The organism is Paracoccus luteus, assembly GCF_004522155.1.
GTDB lineage: Bacteria > Pseudomonadota > Alphaproteobacteria > Rhodobacterales > Rhodobacteraceae > Paracoccus > Paracoccus luteus.
In genome coordinates, this window is the sequence record NZ_SDEA01000016.1 from 21,669 (window position 1) to 44,395 (window position 22,727).

Annotated in this window: 22 protein-coding genes; 15 read left to right on the forward strand and 7 right to left on the reverse strand. The window is 73.4% G+C overall.

The features are described 5' to 3' along the window. Positions 1-11: 11 nt before the first annotated feature. Positions 12-1,391, reverse strand: a complete 1,380-nt coding sequence (locus EPA64_RS14710; RefSeq protein WP_134727061.1) for a YcjX family GTP-binding protein — start codon at positions 1,389-1,391, stop codon at positions 12-14. Positions 1,392-1,534: 143 nt separating this feature from the next. On the opposite strand from EPA64_RS14710, the gene hrpB reads away from it, so the two are divergent. Next, positions 1,535-3,967, forward strand: coding sequence for an ATP-dependent helicase HrpB (gene hrpB / locus EPA64_RS14715; RefSeq protein WP_134727062.1), 2,433 nt, complete (start codon positions 1,535-1,537; stop codon positions 3,965-3,967). 194 nt (positions 3,968-4,161) lie between these two features. Here hrpB and EPA64_RS14720 read toward each other — a convergent pair whose 3' ends face one another. Continuing rightward, the gene (locus EPA64_RS14720; protein ID WP_134727063.1) at positions 4,162-4,764 is read right to left on the reverse strand and encodes a L,D-transpeptidase family protein; all 603 of its coding nucleotides are present in this window, start codon (positions 4,762-4,764) and stop codon (positions 4,162-4,164) included. Beyond that, entirely contained in the window at positions 4,761-5,942 is a 1,182-nt protein-coding gene (locus tag EPA64_RS14725; RefSeq protein ID WP_134727064.1) for a MalY/PatB family protein, read from the reverse strand. Before EPA64_RS14725 ends, EPA64_RS14720 begins: the two co-directional genes overlap by 4 nt. A 96-nt stretch (positions 5,943-6,038) precedes the next feature. Between EPA64_RS14725 and def (EPA64_RS14730) the strand changes: the two genes are divergently transcribed. From def (EPA64_RS14730) to EPA64_RS14755, 6 genes are all read left to right on the forward strand, one after another. Beyond that, a complete protein-coding gene (def, locus tag EPA64_RS14730; RefSeq protein WP_134727065.1) occupies positions 6,039-6,557 on the forward strand; it encodes a peptide deformylase in 519 nt (172 codons plus the stop codon). 130 nt (positions 6,558-6,687) lie between these two features. Continuing rightward, a complete protein-coding gene (locus EPA64_RS14735) occupies positions 6,688-7,305 on the forward strand; it encodes a peptide deformylase (RefSeq protein WP_246026783.1) in 618 nt (205 codons plus the stop codon). After that, positions 7,302-7,802 (forward strand): peptide deformylase, encoded by a 501-nt coding sequence (gene def / locus EPA64_RS14740; protein WP_134727066.1) that lies wholly within the window; start codon positions 7,302-7,304, stop codon positions 7,800-7,802. The genes EPA64_RS14735 and def (EPA64_RS14740) overlap by 4 nt, the downstream gene beginning before the upstream one ends. Before the next feature lie 75 nt (positions 7,803-7,877). Continuing rightward, positions 7,878-8,777 carry a methionyl-tRNA formyltransferase gene (fmt, locus tag EPA64_RS14745; RefSeq protein WP_134727067.1) on the forward strand — a complete coding sequence of 300 codons (900 nt, stop codon included), beginning with the start codon at positions 7,878-7,880 and terminating at the stop codon, positions 8,775-8,777. A gap of 116 nt (positions 8,778-8,893) precedes the next feature. Beyond that, positions 8,894-10,300 carry an MATE family efflux transporter gene (locus EPA64_RS14750; RefSeq protein ID WP_134727068.1) on the forward strand — a complete coding sequence of 469 codons (1,407 nt, stop codon included), beginning with the start codon at positions 8,894-8,896 and terminating at the stop codon, positions 10,298-10,300. 45 nt (positions 10,301-10,345) lie between these two features. After that, a complete protein-coding gene (locus EPA64_RS14755) occupies positions 10,346-10,582 on the forward strand; it encodes an Lrp/AsnC ligand binding domain-containing protein (RefSeq protein WP_112873536.1) in 237 nt (78 codons plus the stop codon). A 10-nt stretch (positions 10,583-10,592) separates the two neighbouring features. On the opposite strand, the gene EPA64_RS14760 is transcribed toward EPA64_RS14755, so the two are convergent. The 4 genes from EPA64_RS14760 to EPA64_RS14775 all read right to left on the reverse strand — a co-directional run bounded on the left by EPA64_RS14760 (position 10,593) and on the right by EPA64_RS14775 (position 13,871). Beyond that, on the reverse strand, positions 10,593-12,002 hold the full coding sequence (locus EPA64_RS14760) for an inorganic phosphate transporter (protein WP_134727069.1): 1,410 nt from the start codon (positions 12,000-12,002) through the stop codon (positions 10,593-10,595). Positions 12,003-12,069: 67 nt separating this feature from the next. Beyond that, positions 12,070-12,504, reverse strand: a complete 435-nt coding sequence (locus EPA64_RS14765) for an NUDIX hydrolase (RefSeq protein WP_246026784.1) — start codon at positions 12,502-12,504, stop codon at positions 12,070-12,072. Positions 12,505-12,506: 2 nt separating this feature from the next. Further along, positions 12,507-12,935 carry an alternative ribosome rescue aminoacyl-tRNA hydrolase ArfB gene (arfB, locus tag EPA64_RS14770; RefSeq protein ID WP_134727071.1) on the reverse strand — a complete coding sequence of 143 codons (429 nt, stop codon included), beginning with the start codon at positions 12,933-12,935 and terminating at the stop codon, positions 12,507-12,509. 144 nt (positions 12,936-13,079) lie between these two features. After that, complete coding sequence (locus EPA64_RS14775; protein ID WP_246026785.1) at positions 13,080-13,871, reverse strand: double zinc ribbon domain-containing protein; 792 nt, start codon at positions 13,869-13,871, stop codon at positions 13,080-13,082. Between EPA64_RS14775 and EPA64_RS14780 the strand changes: the two genes are divergently transcribed. The 8 genes from EPA64_RS14780 to EPA64_RS14815 all read left to right on the forward strand — a co-directional run bounded on the left by EPA64_RS14780 (position 13,870) and on the right by EPA64_RS14815 (position 22,431). Next, positions 13,870-14,709, forward strand: coding sequence for a class I SAM-dependent methyltransferase (locus tag EPA64_RS14780; RefSeq protein WP_134727072.1), 840 nt, complete (start codon positions 13,870-13,872; stop codon positions 14,707-14,709). The two genes, EPA64_RS14775 and EPA64_RS14780, sit on opposite strands and share 2 nt — an antisense overlap. Then, complete coding sequence (hemH, locus tag EPA64_RS14785; RefSeq protein ID WP_134727073.1) at positions 14,706-15,800, forward strand: ferrochelatase; 1,095 nt, start codon at positions 14,706-14,708, stop codon at positions 15,798-15,800. Before EPA64_RS14780 ends, hemH begins: the two co-directional genes overlap by 4 nt. Positions 15,801-15,894: 94 nt before the next feature. After that, a complete protein-coding gene (hslO, locus tag EPA64_RS14790; protein WP_134727074.1) occupies positions 15,895-16,911 on the forward strand; it encodes an Hsp33 family molecular chaperone HslO in 1,017 nt (338 codons plus the stop codon). Continuing rightward, entirely contained in the window at positions 16,911-17,531 is a 621-nt protein-coding gene (locus tag EPA64_RS14795) for an NUDIX hydrolase (RefSeq protein WP_425467049.1), read from the forward strand. Before hslO ends, EPA64_RS14795 begins: the two co-directional genes overlap by 1 nt. Then, positions 17,528-18,742 (forward strand): CCA tRNA nucleotidyltransferase, encoded by a 1,215-nt coding sequence (locus EPA64_RS14800; RefSeq protein ID WP_134727075.1) that lies wholly within the window; start codon positions 17,528-17,530, stop codon positions 18,740-18,742. Before EPA64_RS14795 ends, EPA64_RS14800 begins: the two co-directional genes overlap by 4 nt. After that, on the forward strand, positions 18,742-20,592 hold the full coding sequence (locus EPA64_RS14805; RefSeq protein ID WP_134727076.1) for an ABC transporter ATP-binding protein: 1,851 nt from the start codon (positions 18,742-18,744) through the stop codon (positions 20,590-20,592). Before EPA64_RS14800 ends, EPA64_RS14805 begins: the two co-directional genes overlap by 1 nt. After that, on the forward strand, positions 20,589-21,830 hold the full coding sequence (locus tag EPA64_RS14810; protein WP_134727077.1) for a class I SAM-dependent RNA methyltransferase: 1,242 nt from the start codon (positions 20,589-20,591) through the stop codon (positions 21,828-21,830). Before EPA64_RS14805 ends, EPA64_RS14810 begins: the two co-directional genes overlap by 4 nt. 91 nt (positions 21,831-21,921) lie before the next feature. Then, positions 21,922-22,431, forward strand: coding sequence for a L,D-transpeptidase family protein (locus tag EPA64_RS14815; protein WP_134727099.1), 510 nt, complete (start codon positions 21,922-21,924; stop codon positions 22,429-22,431). Positions 22,432-22,727 lie beyond the last annotated feature (296 nt).

Genomic DNA, 22,727 nt, shown 5'->3' on the forward strand with positions numbered 1-22,727 from the left:
TGGGGTAAAGGTCACAGCCGGTCCCCGATCAGGAACTCGGCCGCGCGGTCCATTCGGATGTGGGGCGGGCCGTCGCCCGGGCGCAGCGTGTCGGGCGCGGGGGCAAAGTTCATCACCGCATAGTCCCCGTCCAGCCAGCGGGTCGCGCCCTCGGCCGCCGGGGCCAGAAGGGCCGCGGGGTTTTCCGGCAGCTCGCCCGGATAAAACGCCGCCTGCCGGCCGTCCATCAGCGTGCCGCGGACGGCGGGCAGATCCTCGCCGTCCTGGTGGATCGTCTCCTCGGTCGTGGTGCGCAGGGCGGCGATCGCCAGTCCCTCCGTCCGGGCGCCCTGGAAATCGGCGCGGTCGCGCGCCTCGCGCAGCATCGCGGTGACGATGGCGGCCAGCCGCGGGTGTTGCAGATGGTGCAGGTGGTCGGCCTTGGTCGCGGCGAACAGGATGCGTTCCACCCGCCGCGTGCCCAGCAGCTGCGCCAGCCAGCCCGCCCGGCCGGGACGGAACGCCGACAGGATGTCGGCCATCGCGCGGCGCATGTCCTGGACGGCGGGCGGCCCCGCGTGGATCGCACCCAGCACGTCCACCAGCACCACCTGCCGGTCGATCCGGGCGAAATGGTCGCGGAAGAACGGGCGCACCACCCGCGACTTGTAGGCGTCGAAGCGGCGGCGGAACTCTCGGTAAAGGGGGGACGCGGACTGCGCCTCGGTCAGGGGCGCGAAGGTCAGCGCGGGCGAGCCCTCAAGCTCTCCGGGCAGCAGGAAGCGGCCGGGCGTCGTGTCGGCGTGGCCCGCGTCGCGCGCCCGGTGCAGATGCGCGGTATAGGACGCGGCCAGCCGCTGCGCCGACGGCTCGTCAAACCCCGCCTGCGGGTCCAGCCGCCCCAGCGCGTCCAGAAAGGGCTGCGCGCCGGGGCGGCCCCCGATCCGGTCCAGCACCTGCGCCGACCACTGCGCGAAGGACAGCTCCATCATCCGCAGGTCCAAAAGCCACTCGCCGGGGTAATCCACAATGTCCAGATGCAGCGTCTGCATCCCCCGCAGCCCCCCGAAAAGCCCGCGCGGCTGGACGCGCAGCGACAGGCGCAGCTGGCTGACGTGGCGCGTCCCCTCGGGCCAGTGCGGGTCGGGGCCGGTCAGCGCCGCCAGGTGGCGTTCGAAATCGAACCGCGGCACCGTGTCGTCGGGCTGCGGCTGCAGCCAGGCCGCGCGGATCGTGCCGTCGGCGGCGGCGCGCAGGCCCGGCATCCGGCCCCGGTCCAGCAGGTTCGCCACCAGCGAGGTGATGAACACCGTCTTGCCCGCCCGGCTCAGGCCCGTCACGCCCAGCCGGATGACCGGATCGGACAGTCCCAGCCCGCGCATCAGGCTGTCGGCGGTGTCGGTCAAACCCATCGGGGCCCCCTGAAATCATTGGGCTGTCGGACGGGCAGCCGGGCGGTCAACGAACACTGACGGGGTTGGGTTCAGCGTGCAAGCCGGGCGCATGGCGGCCATGCCGCTGGCCCCGCCGCCGATTTTCGGCCAAGCGTTCCGCCATGACCGCCGTTCCGACCCCGCCGCCGCCCCTGCCCATCGACGACGCGATCCCCGATCTGCGCGCGGCGCTGACCGCGCATGGCCGCGCCGTGCTGGTGGCGCCCCCGGGCGCGGGCAAGACGACGCGCGTGCCGCTGGCGCTGATGAACATGATCCCCGGCCGCATCCTGATGCTGGAACCGCGCCGCCTTGCCGCGCGGGCGGCGGCAGAACGCATGGCCGCCACGCTGGGCCAGCCGGTGGGCCGCGACGTCGGCTATCGCGTGCGCGGCGATTCGGTGCCGGGCGCGCGGATCGAGGTCGTGACCGAGGGCATCCTGACCCGCATGATCCAGTCCGATCCCGCGCTGGCGGGCGTCGGCTGCGTCATCTTCGACGAGTTCCACGAGCGCAGCCTGAACGCCGATCTGGGGCTGGCGCTTGCGTGGGAAGCGCGCGCGGTGCTGCGCCCCGATCTTGCGCTGCTGGTGATGTCGGCCACGCTGGACGCCGAACCCGTCGCCGCGCTGCTGGACGGCGCGCCCGTCGTCCGCTCGCTGGGCCGCGCATTCCCGGTGGACACCCGCTGGCTGGACCGGCCGCTGCCGGCGGGCGCGCGGCTGGTCCCCGAGGCCGCGCGCCTGATCGCGCTGGCCGAGGCCGAGACGCGGGGCGATCCCGGCGGCACGATCCTGGCGTTCCTGCCCGGCGAGGGCGAGATCCGCCGCGTCGCCGCCATGCTGGACACCGACGCCGAGATCGTGCCCCTGTTCGGCGCGATGGATTTCGCCGCCCAGCGGGCCGCGCTGGCGCCCCCCGGCGAACGGCGGCGGATCGTGCTGGCGACGGCGATCGCCGAAACCTCGCTGACCATTCCCGGCGTGCGGGTGGTGGTGGACGCGGGGCGCGCGCGGCGGGCGCGGTTCGATCCCGGGTCAGGGATGAGCCGCCTTGTCACCGAACGGGTCAGCCGCGCCGAGGCCGAGCAGCGCCGGGGCCGCGCGGGCCGGGTCGCGCCGGGCATCTGCTTTCGCATGTGGGCGCGGCCCGAGGAAGGCGCGCTGCCGGCCTTTGCCCCGCCCGAGATGGCGACCGCGGACCTGACCGGCCTTGCGCTGGAACTTGCGGCCTGGGGATCGGCGGACGGGCTGGCCTTCCTGACCCCGCCCCCCACCGCCGCGCTGGCCGAGGCGCGGGCGCTGCTGGCGGGACTGGGCGCGCTGGACGCGGGCGGGCGGATCACCGCGCACGGCCGGGCCATCGCCGCGCTGCCGCTGCACCCGCGGCTGGCGCACATGCTGCTGACCGCCGGGCGCGGGGCGGCGGACCTTGCGGCGCTGCTGGCCGAGCGCGATCCGATCCGCGGCGCGCCCGCCGACCTGGCGCTGCGGCTGGTCGCGGTCCGCGACCCCCGCGCCTATGCCGACCGCCACCCCTGGCCCGCCGACCGCGCCACGGTCGAGCGCATCCGCGCCGAGGGCAGGCGCCTGCGCCGCATGGTCCCTGACGCCCCGGCGATGAGCGTCCCGGAAATGGCGGTGCTGGCCTATCCCGACCGCATCGGCCTGCGCCGCAAGGGCGATCAGCCCCGCTTTGTCCTGTCGGGCGGCAAGGGTGCGGTGCTGGCCGAGGGCGACCCGCTGGGCGCGGCCCGCCTGATCGTGGCGACCGACCTGGACGGCGATCTGCGCGAGACGCGGGTCCGCATCGGCGCGCCGCTGGACGAAACCGGCCTGCGCGCGCTTTACGGCGACCGGATCGAACCGGCCGGGATCGTCGAATGGTCGCGCCGCGAGGGGCGCGTGCTGGCGCGGCGGCAGGAACGGCTGGGCGCGCTGGTGCTGACCGACCGCGCGCTGGACGATCCCGACCCCGATGCCGTCGCCCGCGCGGCATGGGACGGGCTGCGCGACCTTGGCCTGCCGTGGACCCCCGCCGCGCGGCGGCTGCGCGCCCGCATCGCGCTGGTGCCGGGCCTGCCCGACGTGTCGGACGCGGCTTTGCTGGCCGCGCCCGACTGGCTGCTGCCCTATCTGGTCCGCGCCCGCACCGCCGCCGACCTGCGCGCGCTGGACCTGACCGAACCGCTGAAGGCGCTGATCGGCTGGGACGGCCAGCGGCTGCTGGACGCCTCGGCGCCCGCGGCCTTCACCTCGCCGCTGGGGCGGCGCATCCCCATCGACTATGACGCCGAGACGCCGACGATCGAGGCGCGGCTGCAGGAACTGTTCGGCGTCACCCGCCACCCGACCGCGGGGTCGCGCCCGCTGCGCATCGCGCTGCTGTCGCCGGGGGGCAAGCCGGTGGCGGTCACGACCGACCTGCCGGGGTTCTGGGCGGGCGGCTATGGCGATGTGCGCCGCGACATGCGCGGCCGCTATCCGCGCCACCCCTGGCCCGAAGACCCGACCGCCGCCGACCCCACCCTGCGCGCCAAGCCGCGCGGGACGTGACGCCACGCCGCAGCCCCGATGGCTTTCACCGGCAGGACAAATATCCTCCGGGGGTCCGGGGGTGGAAAACCCCCGGTCCGGCGGTCGTGCGTCTGCGCAGCCGCGACGCCCGGCGCGGCGCCGTGCGCCAGTCACCCGGCGCGTGCTCGCCCTCATGGTCCCTGATCCGCGCCCCGGTCTTGTCGGCGGCGCGCCTATGGCCTGATCTCGACCGGGGTGCCGGCGGGGGTGTGGGTGAACAGCTCGGCGATCTCGATGTTGGTGACGGCGATGCAGCCCGCCGTCCAGTCGCCGCGCACCTTGAAGCCCTCGGCCACCTGATTGGGCTGGCCGTGGATCATGATGTCGCCGCCCGGATCGACGCCCGCCGCGCGGGCGCGGGCGCGGTCCTGCGGGCGGGGGTAATCCAGCCCCAGCGACAGGTGGAACGCGCTGCGGTCGTTGCGGCGGTCCACGCGGAACGCGCCTTCGGGGGTGCGGCCGTCGCCCTGCCGCACCTTGTCGCCGCCGGGCGCGAACCCCAGCGCGATGTCGAACACGCGCGGGTTGCCGTCGCGCTGCCAGACGGTCATCCGGCGCGCGGCCTTTTCGATCAGGATGCGCTCGACCTCGCTGGTGATCTGGCGCGCCCGCGGCGGGATGGTGGGCGGACGCGGCAGCGGCGCGCGCGACACCGGCGGCCCCGGCGCGGGCGGGGGCACGGGAACCGGTGGCGCGGGGACGGTGCGCGGCCCCCCGGTCCAGATCATCCACCCGGCCAGCGCCAGCACCGCCAGCGCCGCAAGACGCCATCTCATTGCAGGTCGGCAAACGCCCGTTGCAGGCGTTCCACCGCCTCGGCCACCCGCGCGCGCGGCGTGGCAAGGTTGAACCGGGCGTGACCCTGACCGCCCAGCCCGAAGGTCTCGCCGCGGTTGGCGGCGATCCCCGCGCCGCCGAGGATGCGCGCCTGCAAATCCTCGGGCGAGAGGCCCGTGCCGGTGAAATCGACCCAGGCCAGATAGGTCGCCTGCAGCGGCATCGACCGCGCGCCGGGAATGGCGTTCACGCCCGCGTCGAACAGCGCCGCGTTGCCGGCGAGATAGGCGGTCAGCCGGTCGATCCATTCGGCGCCCTGCGGCGAATAGGCGGCGGTGACCATCGGCAGGCCGAACAGCCCCGGCGAGATCCCCAGCGCCATCATCCGCGCCTTGTATTTCTCGCGCAGGGCCGCGTCGGTGATGATCGCGTTGCCCAGATGGGCGCCTGCGATGTTGAACGACTTGGTGGCCGCGGTCAGCGTGACCAGCCGGTCGGCGGCATCGGGGGCGGCCAGCGCCGTGACGGTGTGGCGCGGGCTGCCGGGCAGGATCAGGTCGTGGTGGATCTCGTCGCTGACAAGGATCAGGTCGCGGTCGCGGCAGAAATCGGCGATCCGGCGCAGTTCCTCTGCCGACCAGACCCGGCCGCCGGGATTGTGGGGCGAACACAGGATCAGCATCCGCTCGCGCCCGGTCAGCAGGCCGTCCCAGCTGGGCCAGTCCAGTTCCAGGCGGCCGTCCGTGACCGCCAGCGGCAGCTCGGTCACAGTCCGGCCCGACGCCTTCACCACGCGGGCGAATGCGTGATAGACCGGCGTCATCAGGATCACCGCGTCGCCGGGGTCGGTATAGGCCTCGACTGCCAGGGCGGTGCCGTTGACCAGCCCGTGGACCGACAGGATGTCCCCACGCGCGACGGTCCAGCCGTGGCGGTGTTCCATCCACCAGCGGATCGCGTCCAGATAGGGCAGGTTCTCGCCCGGATAGCCATAGATGCCGCGGGCGACCACCTGTTCCAGCGCCTCGCGCACGATTGCGGGCGCGTGAAAGTCCATGTCGGCGACCCACATCGCCAGCGCGTCGTCGGGCACGTCGCCGAACACCGCGCCCATGTCGTCCCATTTGTTGCACAGTGTGCCGCGGCGGTCGATGATCTGGTCAAAGTCGGGGGTCATGGCGGTTCCTTGCTGCCGGTCGCGGCCACCATAGCGGGTCGCGCGCCGGCTTGAACCCCTTGCCCTTTGCGGGGGCGGCGCAATATCTGGGGCATCATGACCCGCCCCATCCTGCTGTTCCCCGATCCCCGCCTGAAAAAGACCTGCGCGCCCGTCGGCCGCATCACGCCCGAAATCGAGGCGCTGGCCTCCGACATGCTGGCGGCGATGTATGCCGCGCCCGGCGTCGGCCTTGCCGCGCCGCAGGTCGGTGCGCTGGTGCGGCTGTTCGTGATGGACTGCACCAAGGATCCCGACGCGCCGCGCGACCCGGTGGTGATGGTGGACCCCGAGATCGAGGCCGCCTCGGAGGCGCTGAACGTCTATGAGGAGGGCTGCCTGTCCTTTCCCGACCAGTATGCCGAGGTCACCCGCCCGGCCGAGGTCACGATGCGCTGGACCGGGCTGGACGGCGCCACCCACCGCCGCGACTTTGCCGGGCTGTGGGCGACCTGCGCCCAGCACGAGCTGGACCATCTGAATGGCAGGCTTTTCATCGACCACATCGGCCCGATGAAACGGCAGCTGATCGTCCGGCGGATGACCAAGATAAAGCGGGAACTGGCCCGTGCATAGCGGCGCGCCACCGGAACACCGGCCCGCAGGCGGCGAACCTGCGGCGGGGCCGGATGCCGCGCCGCGCGAGGCTGGGGACGGACCGTCGGGCGAGATGCCGTGCGAAGCTTCGGGCGTGTTGCCGGGCGAGATGCCGCGCGAAACGTGGGGCGAGTTGTCGGGCGGAACGTCGGGCGAGATGCCGGGCGATCCGTGGGACGACGCCGCGGGCGACGCCATCCTGGCCGACCTGCCGCCGGGCAGCGTGCGGGCGATCGTGATGCACCCCGATCCGGTGCTGCGCCAGATCTGCCGCCCGGCCGGAGAGTTGACCTTCCTCCAGCTGCAGGCGCTGGTCGGCGACCTGTTCGCCACGCTTTACGCGGCGCAGGGGCGGGGGCTGGCCGCGCCGCAGATCGGCCGGACCCGCCGCGCCTTTGTCATGGACGCGGGCTGGAAGACCGGCGCGCCCCGTCCGCGCGCCCTGCTGGAACCCGTGCTGCTGTGGCAATCGACCGAAATGGCGACGGCCGAGGAGCTGTGCCTGTCGATCCCCGGCCGCCCGGTCGCCGTGGCGCGGCCGGTCGCGGTGCGGATCGGCTGGTTCGACCTCGACGGCCGCGCCCGCGCCGCCTGCCTCTCGGGCGCCGAGGCGCGGATCGCCCTGCACGAGATGGATCACCTGGACGGGCGGCTGATCCTGGACGCCGACCCTGCCGGCCCCGCGGACCCCGCCCGGACGCCGGGCGGCGAAGGACGCGCGCCGTGACCGCCCGCCCCGTCCTGCCTTATGCCGACCGCCGCCTGCACCAGCCCGCGGCCCCCGTCGAGGCGGTCACCGAAACGGTGCGGATGATCTGGGACGACATGATCGACACGATGGAGGCGATGCCCGGCGTGGGCCTTGCCGCGCCGCAGATCGGGATCATGCTGCGGCTGGCGGTGGTCGACGCGTCCTCGCGCCGGGGCGAGGCGGTGCGGATGGCCAACCCCGAGGTGCTGCACGCATCCGTCCAGATGCGCGCGCACGAGGAGGCCAGCCCCCATCTGCCCGGCGTGTCCGCCCGGATCGAGCGGCCGCGCGCCGTCACCGTGCGATACCTGAACGCCGACGGCGAGACCGAGGACCGCGACTTTGTCGGCCTGTGGGCCACCAGCGTGCAGCACCAGATCGACCATCTGGACGGCCGCCTGTTCGTCGACCGCCTGACGCCCCTGCGCCGCAAGATGCTGGTGGCCCGGTCGGCCAAGCTGACGCGGCGCTGAACGGAACCGCAGCGCCCCAAGCCGGGGGTTTCACACCCCCGGACCCCCGTGGAGTATTTGTCCAAGGAGAATCCCATGCGCGTCATCTTCATGGGGACGCCGGCGTTCGCCGTGCCCGCGCTGCAGGCCGTCGCCGCCCGCCACGATGTCGTCGCGGTCTATTCCCAGCCGCCGCGCGCCGCCGGGCGGGGACAGCAGGCGCGCCTGACGCCCGTTCACGCCGCGGCCGAGGCGCTGGGCCTGGCGGTGCGGACGCCCGCGCGGCTGAAGGACGCGGGCGAGCAGGCCGCCTTTGCGGCGCTGGGCGCGGATGTGGCGGTGGTCGTGGCTTACGGTCTGATCCTGCCCGGCCCGGTCCTGGCTGCGCCGCGGCTGGGCTGCCTGAACATCCACGGCTCGATCCTGCCGCGCTGGCGGGGGGCCGCGCCCATCCACCGGGCGGTCATGGCGGGCGACGCGGACACCGGCGTCGCCATCATGCAGATGGAGTCGGGGCTGGATACCGGGCCGGTGCTGGCCGAGGCGAGAACGCCCATCGGCGCGACCGACACCACGGGCGACCTGCACGACCGGCTGGCCGGCATGGGCGCGCGCCTGATCGTCGAGGTGCTGGACCGCCTGCCGCTGCCGGCCGCGCCGCAGCCGGCCGAGGGCGTGACCTATGCCGCCAAGATCGACAAGGCCGAGGCGCGGATCGACTGGACCCGGCCGGCGGCCGAGGTGGACCGCCTGATCCGCGGCCTGTCGCCGTTCCCCGGCGCGTGGTGCCTGATCGGGGACGAGCGGGTCAAGCTGCTGCGCTCGCGCCTTGCAGGGGGCGGGGAGGGGCGTGCGCCGGGCACCGTGCTGGGCGGGCTTGCGGTCGCCTGCGGGGAAGGCGCGGTCGAGGTGCTCGAGGCGCAGCGCCCCGGCAAGCGCGTCATGGCCGCGGCCGAACTGTTGCGGGGCATGGACCTGCCCGAGCGGCTGGGCTGAGCGGGTTCGGCGGCGTCGGTCGGCGGGTCGGCGCGTCGCGGATCGGCGGCGCCGGTCCCCGCCGCGCGGCGCCGCGACCCCTTTCCGCGCCTGCCTGCCCCGCGTATCAGGCAGGGATGCCCGCCCTTTTGCGCCTTCGCCCCGAACTGATCGCCACCGCCGCCCTGGGGTTGCCGCTGGTCGGCAGCCATCTGGCGCGCATGATGATCGGCGTCACCGACACGCTGATGATCGGCCGCACCGGGGTCGAGCCGCTGGCCGCCCTGGTGCTGGCGAATTCGTATTTCCACATCCTGACGATGCTGGGATCGGGCTATGGGCTGGTCGTGCTGGGGCTGATCGCCGCCGCCCGCGCCCGCGGCGACGATGTCGAGGCGCGGCGCGTCACCCGCATGGCCCTGTGGCTGAGCCTGATCCATTCGCTGGCCGTGGCGCCCCTGTTCTGGTGGTCGGGCGCGATCCTGACGGCGCTGGGCCAAGAGCCGCAGATCGCGGCCCTTGGGCAGGATTACCTGCGCATCATGGCGTGGGCGATGCCCGCGACGCTGTTCGGGATGGTGCTGAACAGCTTTCTGGCGGCGCTGGGCCGGGCCAACATGGTGCTGGCGATCACCGTCGCCGCGCTGCCGCTGAACGCGGGGCTGAACTGGGTGCTGATCTTCGGCAAGCTGGGCTTGCCCCCGCTGGGCGTCACCGGCGCGGCGCTGGCCAGCGCCTCCGTCATCTGGGTGCAGGTCGGTGCGCTGGCCGCCTGTGCGGCGCTGCTGCCCGTGGCGCGGCGTTACCATCTGTTCCTGCGGCTGTGGCGGGCCGACTGGACGGCGTTCCGCGCGGTGCTGGCGATGGGGCTGCCGATCGGCCTGACGCTGGTCGCCGAAAGCGGCATGTTCACCGGCGCCAACGTGATGATGGGCTGGTTCGGCGCGGTGCCGCTGGCCGCGCACGGGATCGCGCTGCAGATCACGGCGGTGACGTTCATGGTGCATCTGGGCATCTCGAATGCCGCGACCATCCGGGTCGGCAGCGCGCATGGGGCGGGCGACGCGGACGGGTTGCGCGATGCCGCGCTGGCGGCGGTGGTGCTGTCGGCGGCGCTGGCGCTGGTCCCGGTATTCCTGTTCATCGTCGCGCCCGGCCCGCTGATCGCCGTCTATCTGAACCCCGCCGATCCCAACGGCCCGGCGATCCTGGTGCTGGCGGCGGCGCTGATGCTGTATGCGGCGCTGTTCCAGATGGTGGACGCGATGCAGGTCATCGCACTGGGCCTGCTGCGCGGGGTGCAGGACACGCGCGTGCCGATGATGCTGGCCATCGTCAGCTATTGGCTGGTCGGGCTGCCCGCGGGCTGGCTGCTGGCGTTCCCGCTGGGGCTGGGGCCGGCGGGGCTGTGGCTGGGGCTGCTGGTGGGGCTGAGCTGCGCGGCGGCGGCGCTGATGGCGCGGTTCTGGGGGCGCGGCCGGACCGGGTGGCGGGCGGGGGCGGTGCCGGGCGGCCCTCTGGCCAGCGGCGCGCGGCGCGGCTAACCTGCGGCCCAGACCGGCGGCCCGCCCGCCCGATGGAGGGTCATGATGCGCGCCGTCTTCGTCCAGTTCCGCTGCACCCCCGGCAAGACCTATGAGGTGGCCGACGCCATCTATGAACGCGAGGTCGTCAGCGAGCTTTACTCCACATCGGGCGATTTCGACCTGTTGGCCAAGGTCTATATCCCCGAGGACGAGGACGTCGGCCGGTTCCTGTCCGACCGCCTGTTCGACATCCCCGGCATCTGCCGGACGCTGACCACGATGACCTTCAAGGCATTCTAGGCCCGCCCGTTCACCCGATCAGCGCCGCGATCAGCGCCGCCAGCGCCGCCACGGCGGGCACCGTGACCAGCCACGCGGCCAGCGTGCGCACCACATGGCCGCGGCGCACCAGCCGGCGGCGGCGGCGCTCCTCGACCGGCAGGGGGGCCAGCCGGGCGCGGTGGCGCCGCTCCTCCCACTCGCGGTAAAAGCCGACGCCGAACACGCCCCCCACGGCGATATGCGTGGTGGACACCGGCAGCCCCAGCCGCGAGGCGGTCAGCACCGTCACCGCCGTCGCCAGCGAGACGCAGAGCGCGCGCACCGGCGACAGGCGGGTGATCCGGCTGCCGACCATGCGCACCAGCCGCCGCCCGAACAGCGCCGCACCCAGCGCGATCCCCAGGCCCGCCAGCATCAGCAGCCAGGGCGACAGCGCGCCCATGCTGCCCACCGACCCGGCCTGCGCGATCACCGCAAGCGGGCCGGCGATATTGGCGGAGTCGTTCGCGCCGTGGCCGAACCCCATCAGCAGCGCGCTGGCCGCAAGCGGCGGGCCGAACAGGCGGTTCAGCTGCTTGTTCTCGCTCAGCCGCGGGTCGGGGGGCGCGGCCAGCCGCCGGTGCGTGTCCCACAGCGCGGCGCCTGTGCCGGCCAGCGCCAGCGCCGCGACCGCCCATCCCGGCAGCGGCAGGAAGCTGGCCGCATAGACCAGCAGCAGCGCCGTCATCGCGGCGACCAGCCACGGCAGCCAGCGCCGCGCCGCGGCCAAGCGGTCCGGCGCGCGGTGGACCCGGGCGCGCAGCAGTGCCAGCACCGACGCCGCCAGCGCGGCCGAGAGGACGGGCGAGCCGACCCACCCCAGCGCGATGCGCGCGACGCCGCCCCAGTTGACCGCGCCCGCCCCGAACGCCACCATGCCCGCCCCGGCGATGCCGCCGACGATGGCGTGGGTCGTGCTGACCGGCGCGCCGGCCCAGGTGGCCAGCGTGATCCACGCCGCCGCCGCCAGCATCGCGGCCAGCATCACGACGCCCGCCTGCGCGCCCGATGTCATCGCTTCCGCCGCCAGGATGCCGTGGGTCAGTGTCTGGCTGACCTGCCCGCCGGCAAGGACGGCGCCCGCGACCTCCATCACCGCGACGGCGGCCAGGCCCGCGCCCAGCGGCAGCGCGCCCGCGCCTACGGCGGGGCCGAGCGAGTTCGCCACGTCGTTTGCCCCGATCGACAGCGCAAGGAACGCCCCCGCGCCCGCCGCAGCCGCGATCAGCACGCCCGGCGCGGCGGGGCCCAGCGGGCCGCCCGACAGCGCCACCGCGACCAGCGCGACGAACAGCACCGCGATGCCCAGCCGCACCACCGGCCGGGCCGAGTGCAGCCCCGCGCTTTGCGCGTTGGACAGCCGGTCCAGATCCTTGTCGAGTATCCTGAAATCCGCCATTCACCCTGCGATCAAGCCAGGCCACCGGGGCGCTGCGTTCCAGACAACCCCGACGCGCGCGCCGGGTTCAACCCTGCCTCAGGATCAGCCGCGCAAGGTCCGGCTCGTCCACCAGCCCCGCCGCCGTTTCCGGGTCGAACCAGCGGCGGGTGCGCTGCCCTGCCTCGGGGTATTCGTCGTCCAGCGCCTGCACCCCGGCGCCGAAGACGCGCACCTCGACCGGGATGGCAAAGCCGCGCGACTGCACCTTGTCATAGCGATAGCGGCCGATCTCCGCGGCGTCCCCGGCGCGGATGCCCGCCTCCTCCCACGCCTCGCGCAGGGCGGCCTCGGCCAGGCTGAGGCCGGGCATCGGCCAGCCCTTGGGGATGATCCAGCGCCCCGTGCCGCGGCTGGTGATCAGCATCACCCGCCCGGTGTCAGGGTCGCGGCACAGCGCCCCCACCTGCATCACGGGAACCCGGCCGCCCAGCAGCCGGCCCAGCCGGTCGCGGATCGACACCGTCACTCCTCGTCGCTGGCGGTGACGCGGCCGCGCAGCGACTTGACGGTGCCGCGCACGGTCTTGGCGGTCAGGCGGCGGCGCTGGCTGCCCAGCGTGGGGCGGGTGGCGATGCGCTTGCGCGGGGCGACCAGCGCCTGGCGGATCAGCTCGGCCAGCCGGTCGCGCGCGATCTCGCGGTTGCGGGCCTGGCTGCGGGTGTCCTGCACGGCGATCAGCACCGCGCCATCGGTGGTCCAGCGCCGCCCGGCCAACCGGCGCAGGCGGGTCTTGACGGGTTCGGGCAGATGCGGGGACCGCGCCGCCTCGAACCGCAGCTCGACGGCGGTGGACACCTTGTTGACGTTCTGCCCGCCCGGTCCCTGCGCGCGGGTGAAGGTCTCCGACAACTCCCAGTCGGCAATCGAGATTGTGTCCGTGATCCGCAACATCGCCACAAGATGCAGCGGGCGGGGCGACAATGAAAGATGCGGCGATGAATGTTTGTTGACAGCGACCTGTCCGGGCGCGGCGGCGCGGCGGCTGCCCGGCCGGGTGCGGCGCGGGCGGGCCGTGCGGGCGCCGGACGTGCCGGGTCACTCGGCGTCCCCGGCCGCGCGGGGCGGGGCCTCGCGCACGGCGCGGGCCAGCACGGCCACGCAGACCGGCCCGCTGCCCGCCGTGCGCAGCGCCTCGGCCGCCGCCGCGGCGGTCGCCCCGGACGCCATGACGTCGTCGACCAGCAGCACCGCGCGGCCCTGCACCGCCCCGCGCTGGCGCGGCGGCACCGCCAGCGCGCTCGCCACGTTCGCGAAACGGTCGGCCACGCCGCGATGGTCCTGCATCCCGGTGTGGCGGGTGCGAACCAGCAGCCCCGGGCAGTGCGGCAGGTCATGCGCGCGCGCAACCTGCCGGGCCAGCAGCGCGGCCTGGTTATACTTGCGTTTCAGCATCCGGCGCGGGTGCAGGGGCACGGGCACGACCAGCATCCCCGGCCGCACCAGCGGCGCCGCCGCGCCCGCCAGCCAGCGCCCCAGCGGGGGGGCAAGATCGGGGCGGTCGCCGTGTTTCAGCGCCAGCACCAGCGCGCGGCCGGTGCCGCGATAGACCAGCGCCGCGCGCCCGCGCCGCCACGGCCGGTCACGGATCAGGCAGTCGTCGCAGATCAGCGCCGCGGCCTCGTCCTCGGACTGCGGCGGCTCGCCCGGCACCGGCACGCCGCAGCGGGCGCAGGCGCTGGCGCCGACGAACTCGGCCTCGCGCCAGCAGGCGGGGCACAGCGCGCCCTGGGATGCGACGCCCGCGCCGCAGCACAGGCATTGCGGCGGAAAAACCACCCCCAGCGCGCCTTTCATCGCGCCCGCCAAGCCCGTAAGTATTGCGCCCATGTCCGACCACGTCCCTTCCCGACCCGCAGCCCCGCGGCTGACCGACCCCCGCGCGCTGGCGCGCAACCGCGCCCGCGCCGACCGGATCGGGGCGCAGGACTGGCTGCACCGCATCGCCCTGACCGAGATCCAGGATAGGCTGGCAGAGATTAACAGACGGTTTACGCGGCCCGCCATCGTCACCGGGATGCCCGCCCCCTGGGCCGGGGCGTTCCCCGGCGCGCGGATCGTGGCCGACGACCCGGTGCTGGACCTTGCCCCCGGCGGGCACGATCTGGTCATCCACGCGCTGGCGCTGCACTGGGCCGACGATCCGGTCGGCCAGATCGCGCAGGCCGCCCGCGCGCTGGTGCCCGACGGGCTGTTCATCGCCGTGCTGCCGGGGGGGCGGACGCTGGCCCCCCTGCGCGACGCGCTGGCGCAGGCGGAAATCGAGATCACCGGCGGGCTGTCGCCCCGCGTCCTGCCCTTCGGCGAGATCCGCGACCTGGGCGGGCTGCTGGCGCGGGGCGGGCTGGCGCTGCCGGTGGCCGACCAGTTCACCCAGAACGTCAGCTATGCCGGGCTGCTGCCCTTGGCCCGCGACCTGCGCGCGATGGGCGAGGGCAACGCCCTTGCGCATCGGCTGCGCCGCCCGACCCGCCGCGCGGTCCTGCTGCGCGCGGCCGCGATCCTGGACGAGATCGCCCCCGATCCGCAGGAACCGGGGCGCATCCGCGTCGGTTTCGACCTGGTGTTCCTGACCGGCTGGGCGCCGGCGGACAGCCAGCCCAAGCCCCTGCGTCCGGGATCGGCCAAGATGCCGCTGGCCCGCGCGCTTAGCCAGAGGACACGATGACCGCACATCGCCCCGCCGACCTTGCCGCCGATCCTGCCGCCGACTTTGCCACCGCGCCCGCCGCCGTCCCCGCCCATGCGCCGGACGGCCATCCCGCGCTGCCCCGTGCCCGCGTGGGCGTGCTGGTCGCCAATCTGGGGACGCCGGACGGGTATGATTACCGTTCCATGCGGCGCTATCTGAACGAGTTCCTGTCCGACAAGCGCGTGGTCGACATCCCCGACTGGAAATGGCAGCCGCTGTTGCAGACGGTGATCCTGACCAAGCGGCCGTTCACCTCGGGGGCGAACTACAAGTCGATCTGGAACCACGAGGCGGGCGAAAGCCCGCTGATGACGCTGACCCGCCAGCAGGTCGCCAAGCTGCGCGACGCCTGCCGGGCACGCTGGGGCGAGGGCGTCATGGTCGAGTTCTGCATGCGCTATGGCAACCCGTCCACGGAATCGGTGCTGACGCGGATGGTGCAGGCGGGCTGCGACCGGATCGTGTTCCTGCCGCTTTATCCGCAATACGCCGGCGCCACGACCGCGACCGCGAACGACCAGCTGTTCCGCGCCCTGATGAAGCAGTTCCGCCAGCCCGCCGTGCGCACGGTGGCCGAGTATTTCGGGCGGCCCGACTATATCGACGCGCTGGCGCAGTCGGTCGAGCGCACGCTGGCCGGGCGGCGGCCGCAAAAGCTGGTCGCCAGCTATCACGGGATGCCGCAACGCTATCTGCGGCAGGGCGACCCCTATCACTGCCAGTGCCAGAAGACCTCGCGCCTGCTGCGCGAACGGCTGGGCTGGGACGCGGACGCCATCGACACGACCTTCCAGTCGGTCTTCGGGTCCGAGGAGTGGCTGCGCCCCTATACGGTCGAACACGTCGCGGACCTTGCGCGGCGCGGCATCACCGACATCGCGGTGATCTCGCCCGCCTTCGCCACCGACTGCATCGAGACGCTGGAGGAGATCAACGGCGAGATCCGCCACGCCTTCGAGGGCGCGGGCGGGCAGCAGTTCACCTATGTGCCCTGCCTGAACGACGACGACGCGCATATCGCGGTGCTGACCGAACTGGTGGCCGACAATCTGGGCGGCTGGGTGTGACGGGCAGGGTGCGGTTTGGGATTTCCGCCCCGCGCGCTATATTGGACCCCGACGCCGCGCCTGCGGGCGGGCAACTGATTTCCGAAAGGCCAAGATGACCAAGATCAACCAGATCGCTTGGGACGACACGGTCCTGCCGTTCCAGCTCGACCGGTCGGGGGTGCGCGGGCGCGTCGTCCGGCTGGACGGCGTGCTGGACCACATCCTGTCGCGCCACGACTATCCCGAACCCGTCGCCGCGATGGTGGCGGAACTGGCGCTGCTGACGGCGCTGATCGGGCCGACCGTCAAGCTGCGGTGGAAGCTGTCGCTGCAGGTGCGCGGCAATGGCGCGATCCGCACGATCGCGGCGGATTACTATGCCCCCGCCGACGAGGGCGGGGCGGCGCGCATCCGCGCCTGGGCCAGCTTTGACCCCGAGCGGCTGGACCGCCGCCCGCCCTTCCAGCAGATCGGCGAGGGGTATTTCGCCATCCTGATCGACCAGGGAGCGGGGAACCTGCCCTATCAGGGCATCACGCCGCTGGCGGGCGCGTCGCTGGCCGATTGCGCCCAGACCTATTTCGCCCAATCCGAGCAGCTGCCGACCCGCTTCGCGCTGGCGCAGGGCCGGTCGATCCTGTCGGGGCAGCCGGAATACTGGCGCGCCGGGGGCATCATGCTGCAGACCCTGCCGGGGCATCCGATGTCGGGGGCCGAGGGCGGCGGCAGCGGCGAGGGCGGGCTGATCGCCGCCGCCGATATCCTGCAGGGCGCGGAATCCGAGGACTGGAACCGCGCCAACCACCTGCTCGATACCGTCGAGACGCTGGAGCTGGTCGGCCCCTCGGTCGCGCCGACCGACCTGCTGCTGCGGCTGTTCCACGAGGAAACCCCCCGCGTCTTCGATCCGCAGCGGGTCGAGTTCGGCTGTTCGTGCACTGCCGACCGGGTGCGCGGCACGCTGTCGATCTATTCGGCCAAGGACATCGCCCACATGACGACGCCCGAGGGGCGGGTGACGGCCGACTGCCAGTTCTGCGGCACGCATTACGACTTCGACCCGGCCAGCCTGGGGTTCGAGGCGACGGTGGACGCGGACGGGCGGCCGCTGGAAAAGGCCGCCGAGTGATCGGGGCGGCCGCCCCGCGGATCGCGGCTGCATTCGCGCAGGATGAACTGCGGGCGCGGCTGCTGGCGGCGCTGGCGGTGCCGACGCCGCCGACGTCGGATTTCGACATGAACGGCCGCGCGCCTGCGGATCTGGGCGCGCGACCGGCCGGCGTGCTGGCGGCGTTCCTGCCCGATGGCGCGCTGATCCTGACCAAGCGCGCCAGCGGGCTGCGCCACCACCCCGGCCAGATCGCGCTGCCCGGCGGCAAGGTCGATCCGGGCGACGCGGACGTGGTCGCGGCCGCCCTGCGCGAGGCGCGCGAGGAGGTGGGGCTGGACCCCGCCACGGTCGAGGTGCTGGGCACGCTGCCGCCGCATCGCACGGTGACCGGATTCGCGATGACGCCCGTGGTGGCGCTGGTGCGCGGCGCGTTCGTCCCCGTGCCCGAGGCGGGCGAGGTGGACGAGGTCTTCACCGTGCCCTTTGCCCATGTCGCCGATCCGGCCCGGTATCGGCTGGAACGGCGGCTGTGGCGGGGGGGCTGGCGGTCCTATCACGTGGCGCCCTTCGGTCCCTATTACATCTTTGGGGCGACGGCGCGGGTGCTGTTCGCGCTGGCCCGCAGGCTGGCCGCATGACCGGCGCGCCGGACGGCCCGCCGTCCTGTTCGCCGGCGCGCTTGCCGGTGCGCCTGCCGCCCGCGATCACCGCCGACCCGGCGCTGCGCCGGGTGCTGGCGGCGCTGGCGCCGCACCGCGCGCTGATCGTGGGCGGCGCGGTCAGGAACGGGCTGATCGGCGCGCCCGTGGACGACATCGACATCGCCACGGACGCCCGCCCCGACCGGGTGGTGGCCCTGGCCGAGGCCGCCGGGCTGCGCCCGGTGCCCACGGGCATCGACCACGGCACCGTCACCGTCGTGGCGGATGGGCGCGGGTTCGAGGTCACGACCTTCCGCCGCGACGTCGCCACCGACGGCCGCCGCGCTGTGGTGGCATTTTCCGTCCGCATCGAGGACGACGCCGCGCGCCGTGATTTCACCATCAACGCGCTTTACGCCGACGCGCAGGGCCGCGTGCTCGACCCCGTGGGCGGGCTGGACGACCTGGCCGCGCGCCGCCTGCGGTTCGTGGGCGACCCCGGTGACCGCATCACCGAGGATTACCTGCGCATCCTGCGCTTTTTCCGCTTTCACGCCTGGTATGGCCGGCCCGGCGCGGCCGATCCCGCGGCGCTGGACGCCTGCGCGCGCCATGCCGCGGGCCTTGCCCGCATCTCGCGCGAGCGGGTGACGGCGGAACTGAAGAAACTGCTGGCCGCGCCCGAACCGGCCGAGGCGGTGGCACTGATGGCGCGGACGGGCGTGCTGGCGCAGCTGCTGCCCGGTGCCGATGCCGCGCGGCTGGCGGCACTGGTCGCGGCCGAGCCGGGGCTCTGCCCCGGACCCCGGGATATTTCAGCAAGGAAGAACTGGCCTGTGCGGCTGGCGGTGCTGGGGGGCGATCAGTCGGGCCTGCGGCTGTCGCGGGACGAGGCGCGGATGCAGGACGAGTTGCGGCTTGGCGGGTCGCTGGCCGAGGCGGCCTATCGGCTGGGCGCGGAACGGGCAGGGCAGCTGGCGTTGCTGCGCGCGTCGCGGGGCGAGGTCTTGCGCGCGGACTGGCGCGCCCAGATCGACTTTGCCGCCGGGCAGCGCCTGCCCGTCGCCGCCGCCGACCTGATGCCGGCGCTGCACGGCCCCGCCGTGGGACGCGGCCTGCGCGCGGCCGAGGCGGCGTGGATCGACAGCGGCTTTCTGATGCCGGCACCCGCCCTGATCGACATCGCCATGCTGGCAGGGGACGACTGATGCACGCGATTTTCGCCCGGATGATCGACGCCTTCCGCCCGGCCGAGGGGCCGCCGCCCCGCACGCTGCTGGCGTTCTTTCGCTGGTGCCTGTCGGGCGCCTGGGGCGGGCTGACGGTCGCCGCGCTGACCTCGGCCCTTTCGGGGGCTGCCGAGGTGGCGTCGGCGATGCTGCTGGGGGCGGTCGTGGATGCGGTGGCAAACGGCGGGTCGCTGACCGGGCAGGGCACGCTGATCGCCGCCTTTGTCGCGTTCTTTCTGGTCGTGCGGCCCGCGATCATGGGGATTTCGACCGCCACCGCAAACGTCATCATCGGGCCGAACGTCCTGCCCCTGGTGCTGTCGCGGCTGCACCGCTGGACGCTGGGGCAGGCGGTCACGTTCTTTGACAACGATTTCGCGGGCCGCATCGCGCAAAAGCAGATGCAGACCGCGCGCGCCGTGACCGATGTCGCGTCCGAGATGGTCAACACCGCCGCCTTTGCACTGTCCGCCGTGCTGGGGTCGGCGGTCTATCTCGCCTCGGTCGATGGCTGGGGGGCGCTGGCGCTGCTGGCGTGGCTGGCGGCCTATGTCGCGCTGATCCGGTTTTTTCTGCCCCGCGTGCGGGTCTTGTCGGCCGGGCGCGCGTCGGCCCGCGCGATGGTGTCGGGGCAGGTCGTGGACACGATCACCAACATCAAGACCGTCAAGCTGTTCGCCAGCGCCGCGCACGAGGACAGCGCCGCCCTGGGCGCGATGGAGACGTTCCGCGACCGCGCGCTGGATTTCGGCCGCCTGAACACCTGGTTCCGCCTGTCGCTGACGCTGGTCGCGGGCATCCTGCCGGTGATCCTGGTCGGCGGCGCCATCCTGATGTGGAGCAGGGGCGCCGCGACCCCCGGCGACGTGGCCGCATCCGGCGCCATCGCCCTGCGGCTGGCGCAGATGACCGGCTGGGTCAGCATGGCGCTGATGTCGATCTGGGGGTCCATCGGCGAGGTCGAGGACGGCATGGCCACCCTGTCGCCGCCCCACGACCTGACCGATGCGCCCGGCGCCGTGTCCCTGGGCCGGATCGCCGGAAGGATCGCCTTTGACCGCGTGGGCTTTGCCTATGGCCGCGGCGCGGGCGGGATCGAGGGACTGTCCCTGACCGTGGCGGCGGGCGAGCGGATCGGCATCGTGGGCGCATCGGGTGCCGGGAAATCGACGCTGGTCGCGCTGCTGCTGCGGCTTTACGACGTCGAAAAGGGCGCGGTGCGCGTCGACGGCCATGACGTGCGCGCCGTCACGCAGGAAAGCCTGCGCCGCAACATCGGCACGGTCACGCAGGAAACCGCGATGTTCAACCGCAGCGCCCGCGACAACATCCTGTATGGCCGCCCCGACGCGACCGAGGCCGAGATGATCGCCGCTGCGCGCGCCGCCGAGGCGCACGAGTTCATCCTGAACCTGCGCGATTTTGCCGGGCGCACCGGCTATGACGCGCATCTGGGCGAACGGGGCGTCAAGCTGTCGGGCGGGCAGCGGCAGCGGATCGCACTGGCTCGCGCCTTTATCAAGGACGCCCCGATCCTTGTCATGGACGAGGCGACGAGCGCGCTGGACAGCGAGGTCGAGGCGCAGGTCCAGGACGCGCTGCAGCGCGTCATGCAGGGCAAGACGGTGCTGGCCATCGCGCATCGCCTGTCCACCATCGCCGAGATGGACCGCATCGTGGTCATGGACGAGGGGCGGATCGTCGAGCAGGGGCCGCACGACGAGCTGCTGGCACGGGGCGGGCTTTACGCCCGCTATTGGAACCGGCAGTCGGGCGGGTTCTTGGGCACCGACGAGGATGCCGAACCGGGGGCCGAGGCCGCGGAATGAGCCAGTGGACGGTGGAACGACTGGGCCGGCGCGGCGACGGGGTGGCGGTGTCGGCGGACGGCGCGCGCGCGCTGGCGCCGATGGTCCTGCCCGGCGAGGCGATCGAGGGCGAGGCCGTGGACGGCCGCATCCCGCTGCCGCGCATCGTCACGCCCTCGGCCGACCGGGTGCGCGCGCCCTGTCCGCATTACCGCGCCTGCGGCGGCTGTTCGCTGATGCACGCCAGCGACGCGTTCGTCGCCGGCTGGAAGGGCGAGGTGGTCGCGCGCGCCCTGCAGGCGCAGGGGCTTGCGGCGGCGATCACCGGGGTCGCCACCTCGCCCCCGCGGTCGCGCAGGCGGGCGGTGCTGTCGGGGCGGCGGACGAAAAAGGGCGCGCTGGTCGGGTTTCACGCCCGCGCGTCCGACGTGGTGGTCGATGTCGCGGAATGCCTCGTTGTGACGCCGGCGATCCTGTCCGCGCTGCCCGACCTGCGGCGGCTGGTGACGCTGGGCGGATCGCGGTCGGCCGAGCTGTCGATGGCGGTCACGGATACGCCCGCCGGGCTGGACGTGGCGGTGACGGGGGGCAAGCCGCTGACGCCCGCGCTGTTCGCCGCGCTGGCCGATCTGGCCGCGCAGGCGGACTGGGCGCGGCTGGACTGGGGCGGCGAGACGCTGGTCCGCCGTCCGCCCGCGCTGCCGATGGGGCGGGCGCAGGTGGTGCCGCCGCCCGGCGCCTTTCTGCAGGCGACCGCCGCCGGGCAAGACGCCCTGCTGGCCGCCGTGCGCGCGGCCGTGGGGGACGCGGCGCGTGTGGCCGATCTGTTCGCGGGCGTGGGCACCTTTGCGCTGCCCCTGGCCGAGACGGCCGAGGTTCACGCAGTCGAGGGGCTGTCCGCGCCATTGGCCGCGCTGGACGCCGCCTGGCGGGGCGCGCCCGGCCTGCGCAGGGTGACGACCGAGGTGCGCGACCTGGCGCGCCGCCCCCTGCTGCCCGACGAACTTGCGCGATTCGACGCGGTGGTGATCGACCCGCCGCGTGCCGGTGCGGCCGCGCAGGCGCAGGCGCTGGCCGCGTCGCAGGTGCCCGTGGTGGCGTGGGTCAGCTGCGATCCCGTGACGTTCGCGCGCGATGCGCGGATCATGGCGGGCGGCGGCTATCGGCTGGGCGCGGTTCATGTGATCGACCAGTTCCGCTGGTCCCCGCATGTCGAGACGGCTGCGGTATTCCGGCGACAGGACGCGTCCGTTCGATAGAATGCCGCGCATTCCGGCGTTGGCAGAAAACCGCCGGTCCTGTATCGCTGTCCCAAAGCAACGCGGAATCGCGGACATTGATGGGGCAGTGATGATTCGGACCTTGCGCGCAATATTGGCGCTGACTTTGCTTGTGGTGATTGCGGCCTGTGCCGCGCCCAAATCGAAATTCAGGGGCTATGACGGCCCGCCGGTCACGCAGATCGTGGTGAACAAGGGCGATCGCGCCATGTATCTGCTGAGCGGGCGCAAGGTGCTGAAAACCTATGGCATCGGGCTGGGGTCGCAGCCGTCCGGGCACAAGCTGTTCGAAGGGGACGGCCGCACGCCCGAGGGGATGTATTTCATCAGCCACCAAAACCCCAACAGCCAGTATCATCTGTCGCTGGGGATTTCCTATCCCGACCCCGAGGACAAGGCGCGGGCCATGATGTTGGGCCAGCAGCCCGGCGGCGACATCATGATCCACGGACGTGGCCCCTTTGGCGCCAAGCAAACCGCCCGCGACTGGACCGCAGGGTGCATCGCCGTCGACGACGAAGAGATCGAGGAGATCTTCGCGATGGTCCGGCCCGGCGTGCCGATCGTGATCTATCCCTGAGACAGCCTGGCGCTTGCGCGCGGCGGCACGGCCCGGCAAGCGTCGGGCCGTGCCTCGGCGGGTGTGGGCCGGGCAGCAAGCCGGGTTCGATCCGGGACGATGCTTGCGGCTCGGCGGTGGCGATCAGGGCGCCCGCGCATCATCTTGGCGGGGCAGGTGCCGGACGCCGCCCCAATCCGCCGCGCGGGCGGGGGTGACGCGGATTTGCCCGATGCCCGGATTGCCGCGCGCCCCGATCCGCCACGCGAAGGGGGGGCGATGCGGTCACCGGGCAAACCCTTTCGCGACAACGCAAT

Coding starts and splice junctions, on each gene's coding strand:
- EPA64_RS14710 (WP_134727061.1), bottom strand. CDS start 1,391: ATGGGTTTGACCGACACCGCCGACAGCCTGATGCGCGGGCTGGGACTG.
- hrpB (WP_134727062.1), top strand. CDS start 1,535: ATGACCGCCGTTCCGACCCCGCCGCCGCCCCTGCCCATCGACGACGCG.
- EPA64_RS14720 (WP_134727063.1), bottom strand. CDS start 4,764: ATGAGATGGCGTCTTGCGGCGCTGGCGGTGCTGGCGCTGGCCGGGTGG.
- EPA64_RS14725 (WP_134727064.1), bottom strand. CDS start 5,942: ATGACCCCCGACTTTGACCAGATCATCGACCGCCGCGGCACACTGTGC.
- def (WP_134727065.1), top strand. CDS start 6,039: ATGACCCGCCCCATCCTGCTGTTCCCCGATCCCCGCCTGAAAAAGACC.
- EPA64_RS14735 (WP_246026783.1), top strand. CDS start 6,688: ATGCCGCGCGAAACGTGGGGCGAGTTGTCGGGCGGAACGTCGGGCGAG.
- fmt (WP_134727067.1), top strand. CDS start 7,878: ATGCGCGTCATCTTCATGGGGACGCCGGCGTTCGCCGTGCCCGCGCTG.
- EPA64_RS14750 (WP_134727068.1), top strand. CDS start 8,894: ATGCCCGCCCTTTTGCGCCTTCGCCCCGAACTGATCGCCACCGCCGCC.
- EPA64_RS14755 (WP_112873536.1), top strand. CDS start 10,346: ATGCGCGCCGTCTTCGTCCAGTTCCGCTGCACCCCCGGCAAGACCTAT.
- EPA64_RS14760 (WP_134727069.1), bottom strand. CDS start 12,002: ATGGCGGATTTCAGGATACTCGACAAGGATCTGGACCGGCTGTCCAAC.
- arfB (WP_134727071.1), bottom strand. CDS start 12,935: ATGTTGCGGATCACGGACACAATCTCGATTGCCGACTGGGAGTTGTCG.
- EPA64_RS14780 (WP_134727072.1), top strand. CDS start 13,870: ATGTCCGACCACGTCCCTTCCCGACCCGCAGCCCCGCGGCTGACCGAC.
- EPA64_RS14775 (WP_246026785.1), bottom strand. CDS start 13,871: ATGGGCGCAATACTTACGGGCTTGGCGGGCGCGATGAAAGGCGCGCTG.
- hemH (WP_134727073.1), top strand. CDS start 14,706: ATGACCGCACATCGCCCCGCCGACCTTGCCGCCGATCCTGCCGCCGAC.
- hslO (WP_134727074.1), top strand. CDS start 15,895: ATGACCAAGATCAACCAGATCGCTTGGGACGACACGGTCCTGCCGTTC.
- EPA64_RS14800 (WP_134727075.1), top strand. CDS start 17,528: ATGACCGGCGCGCCGGACGGCCCGCCGTCCTGTTCGCCGGCGCGCTTG.
- EPA64_RS14805 (WP_134727076.1), top strand. CDS start 18,742: ATGCACGCGATTTTCGCCCGGATGATCGACGCCTTCCGCCCGGCCGAG.
- EPA64_RS14810 (WP_134727077.1), top strand. CDS start 20,589: ATGAGCCAGTGGACGGTGGAACGACTGGGCCGGCGCGGCGACGGGGTG.
- EPA64_RS14815 (WP_134727099.1), top strand. CDS start 21,922: ATGATTCGGACCTTGCGCGCAATATTGGCGCTGACTTTGCTTGTGGTG.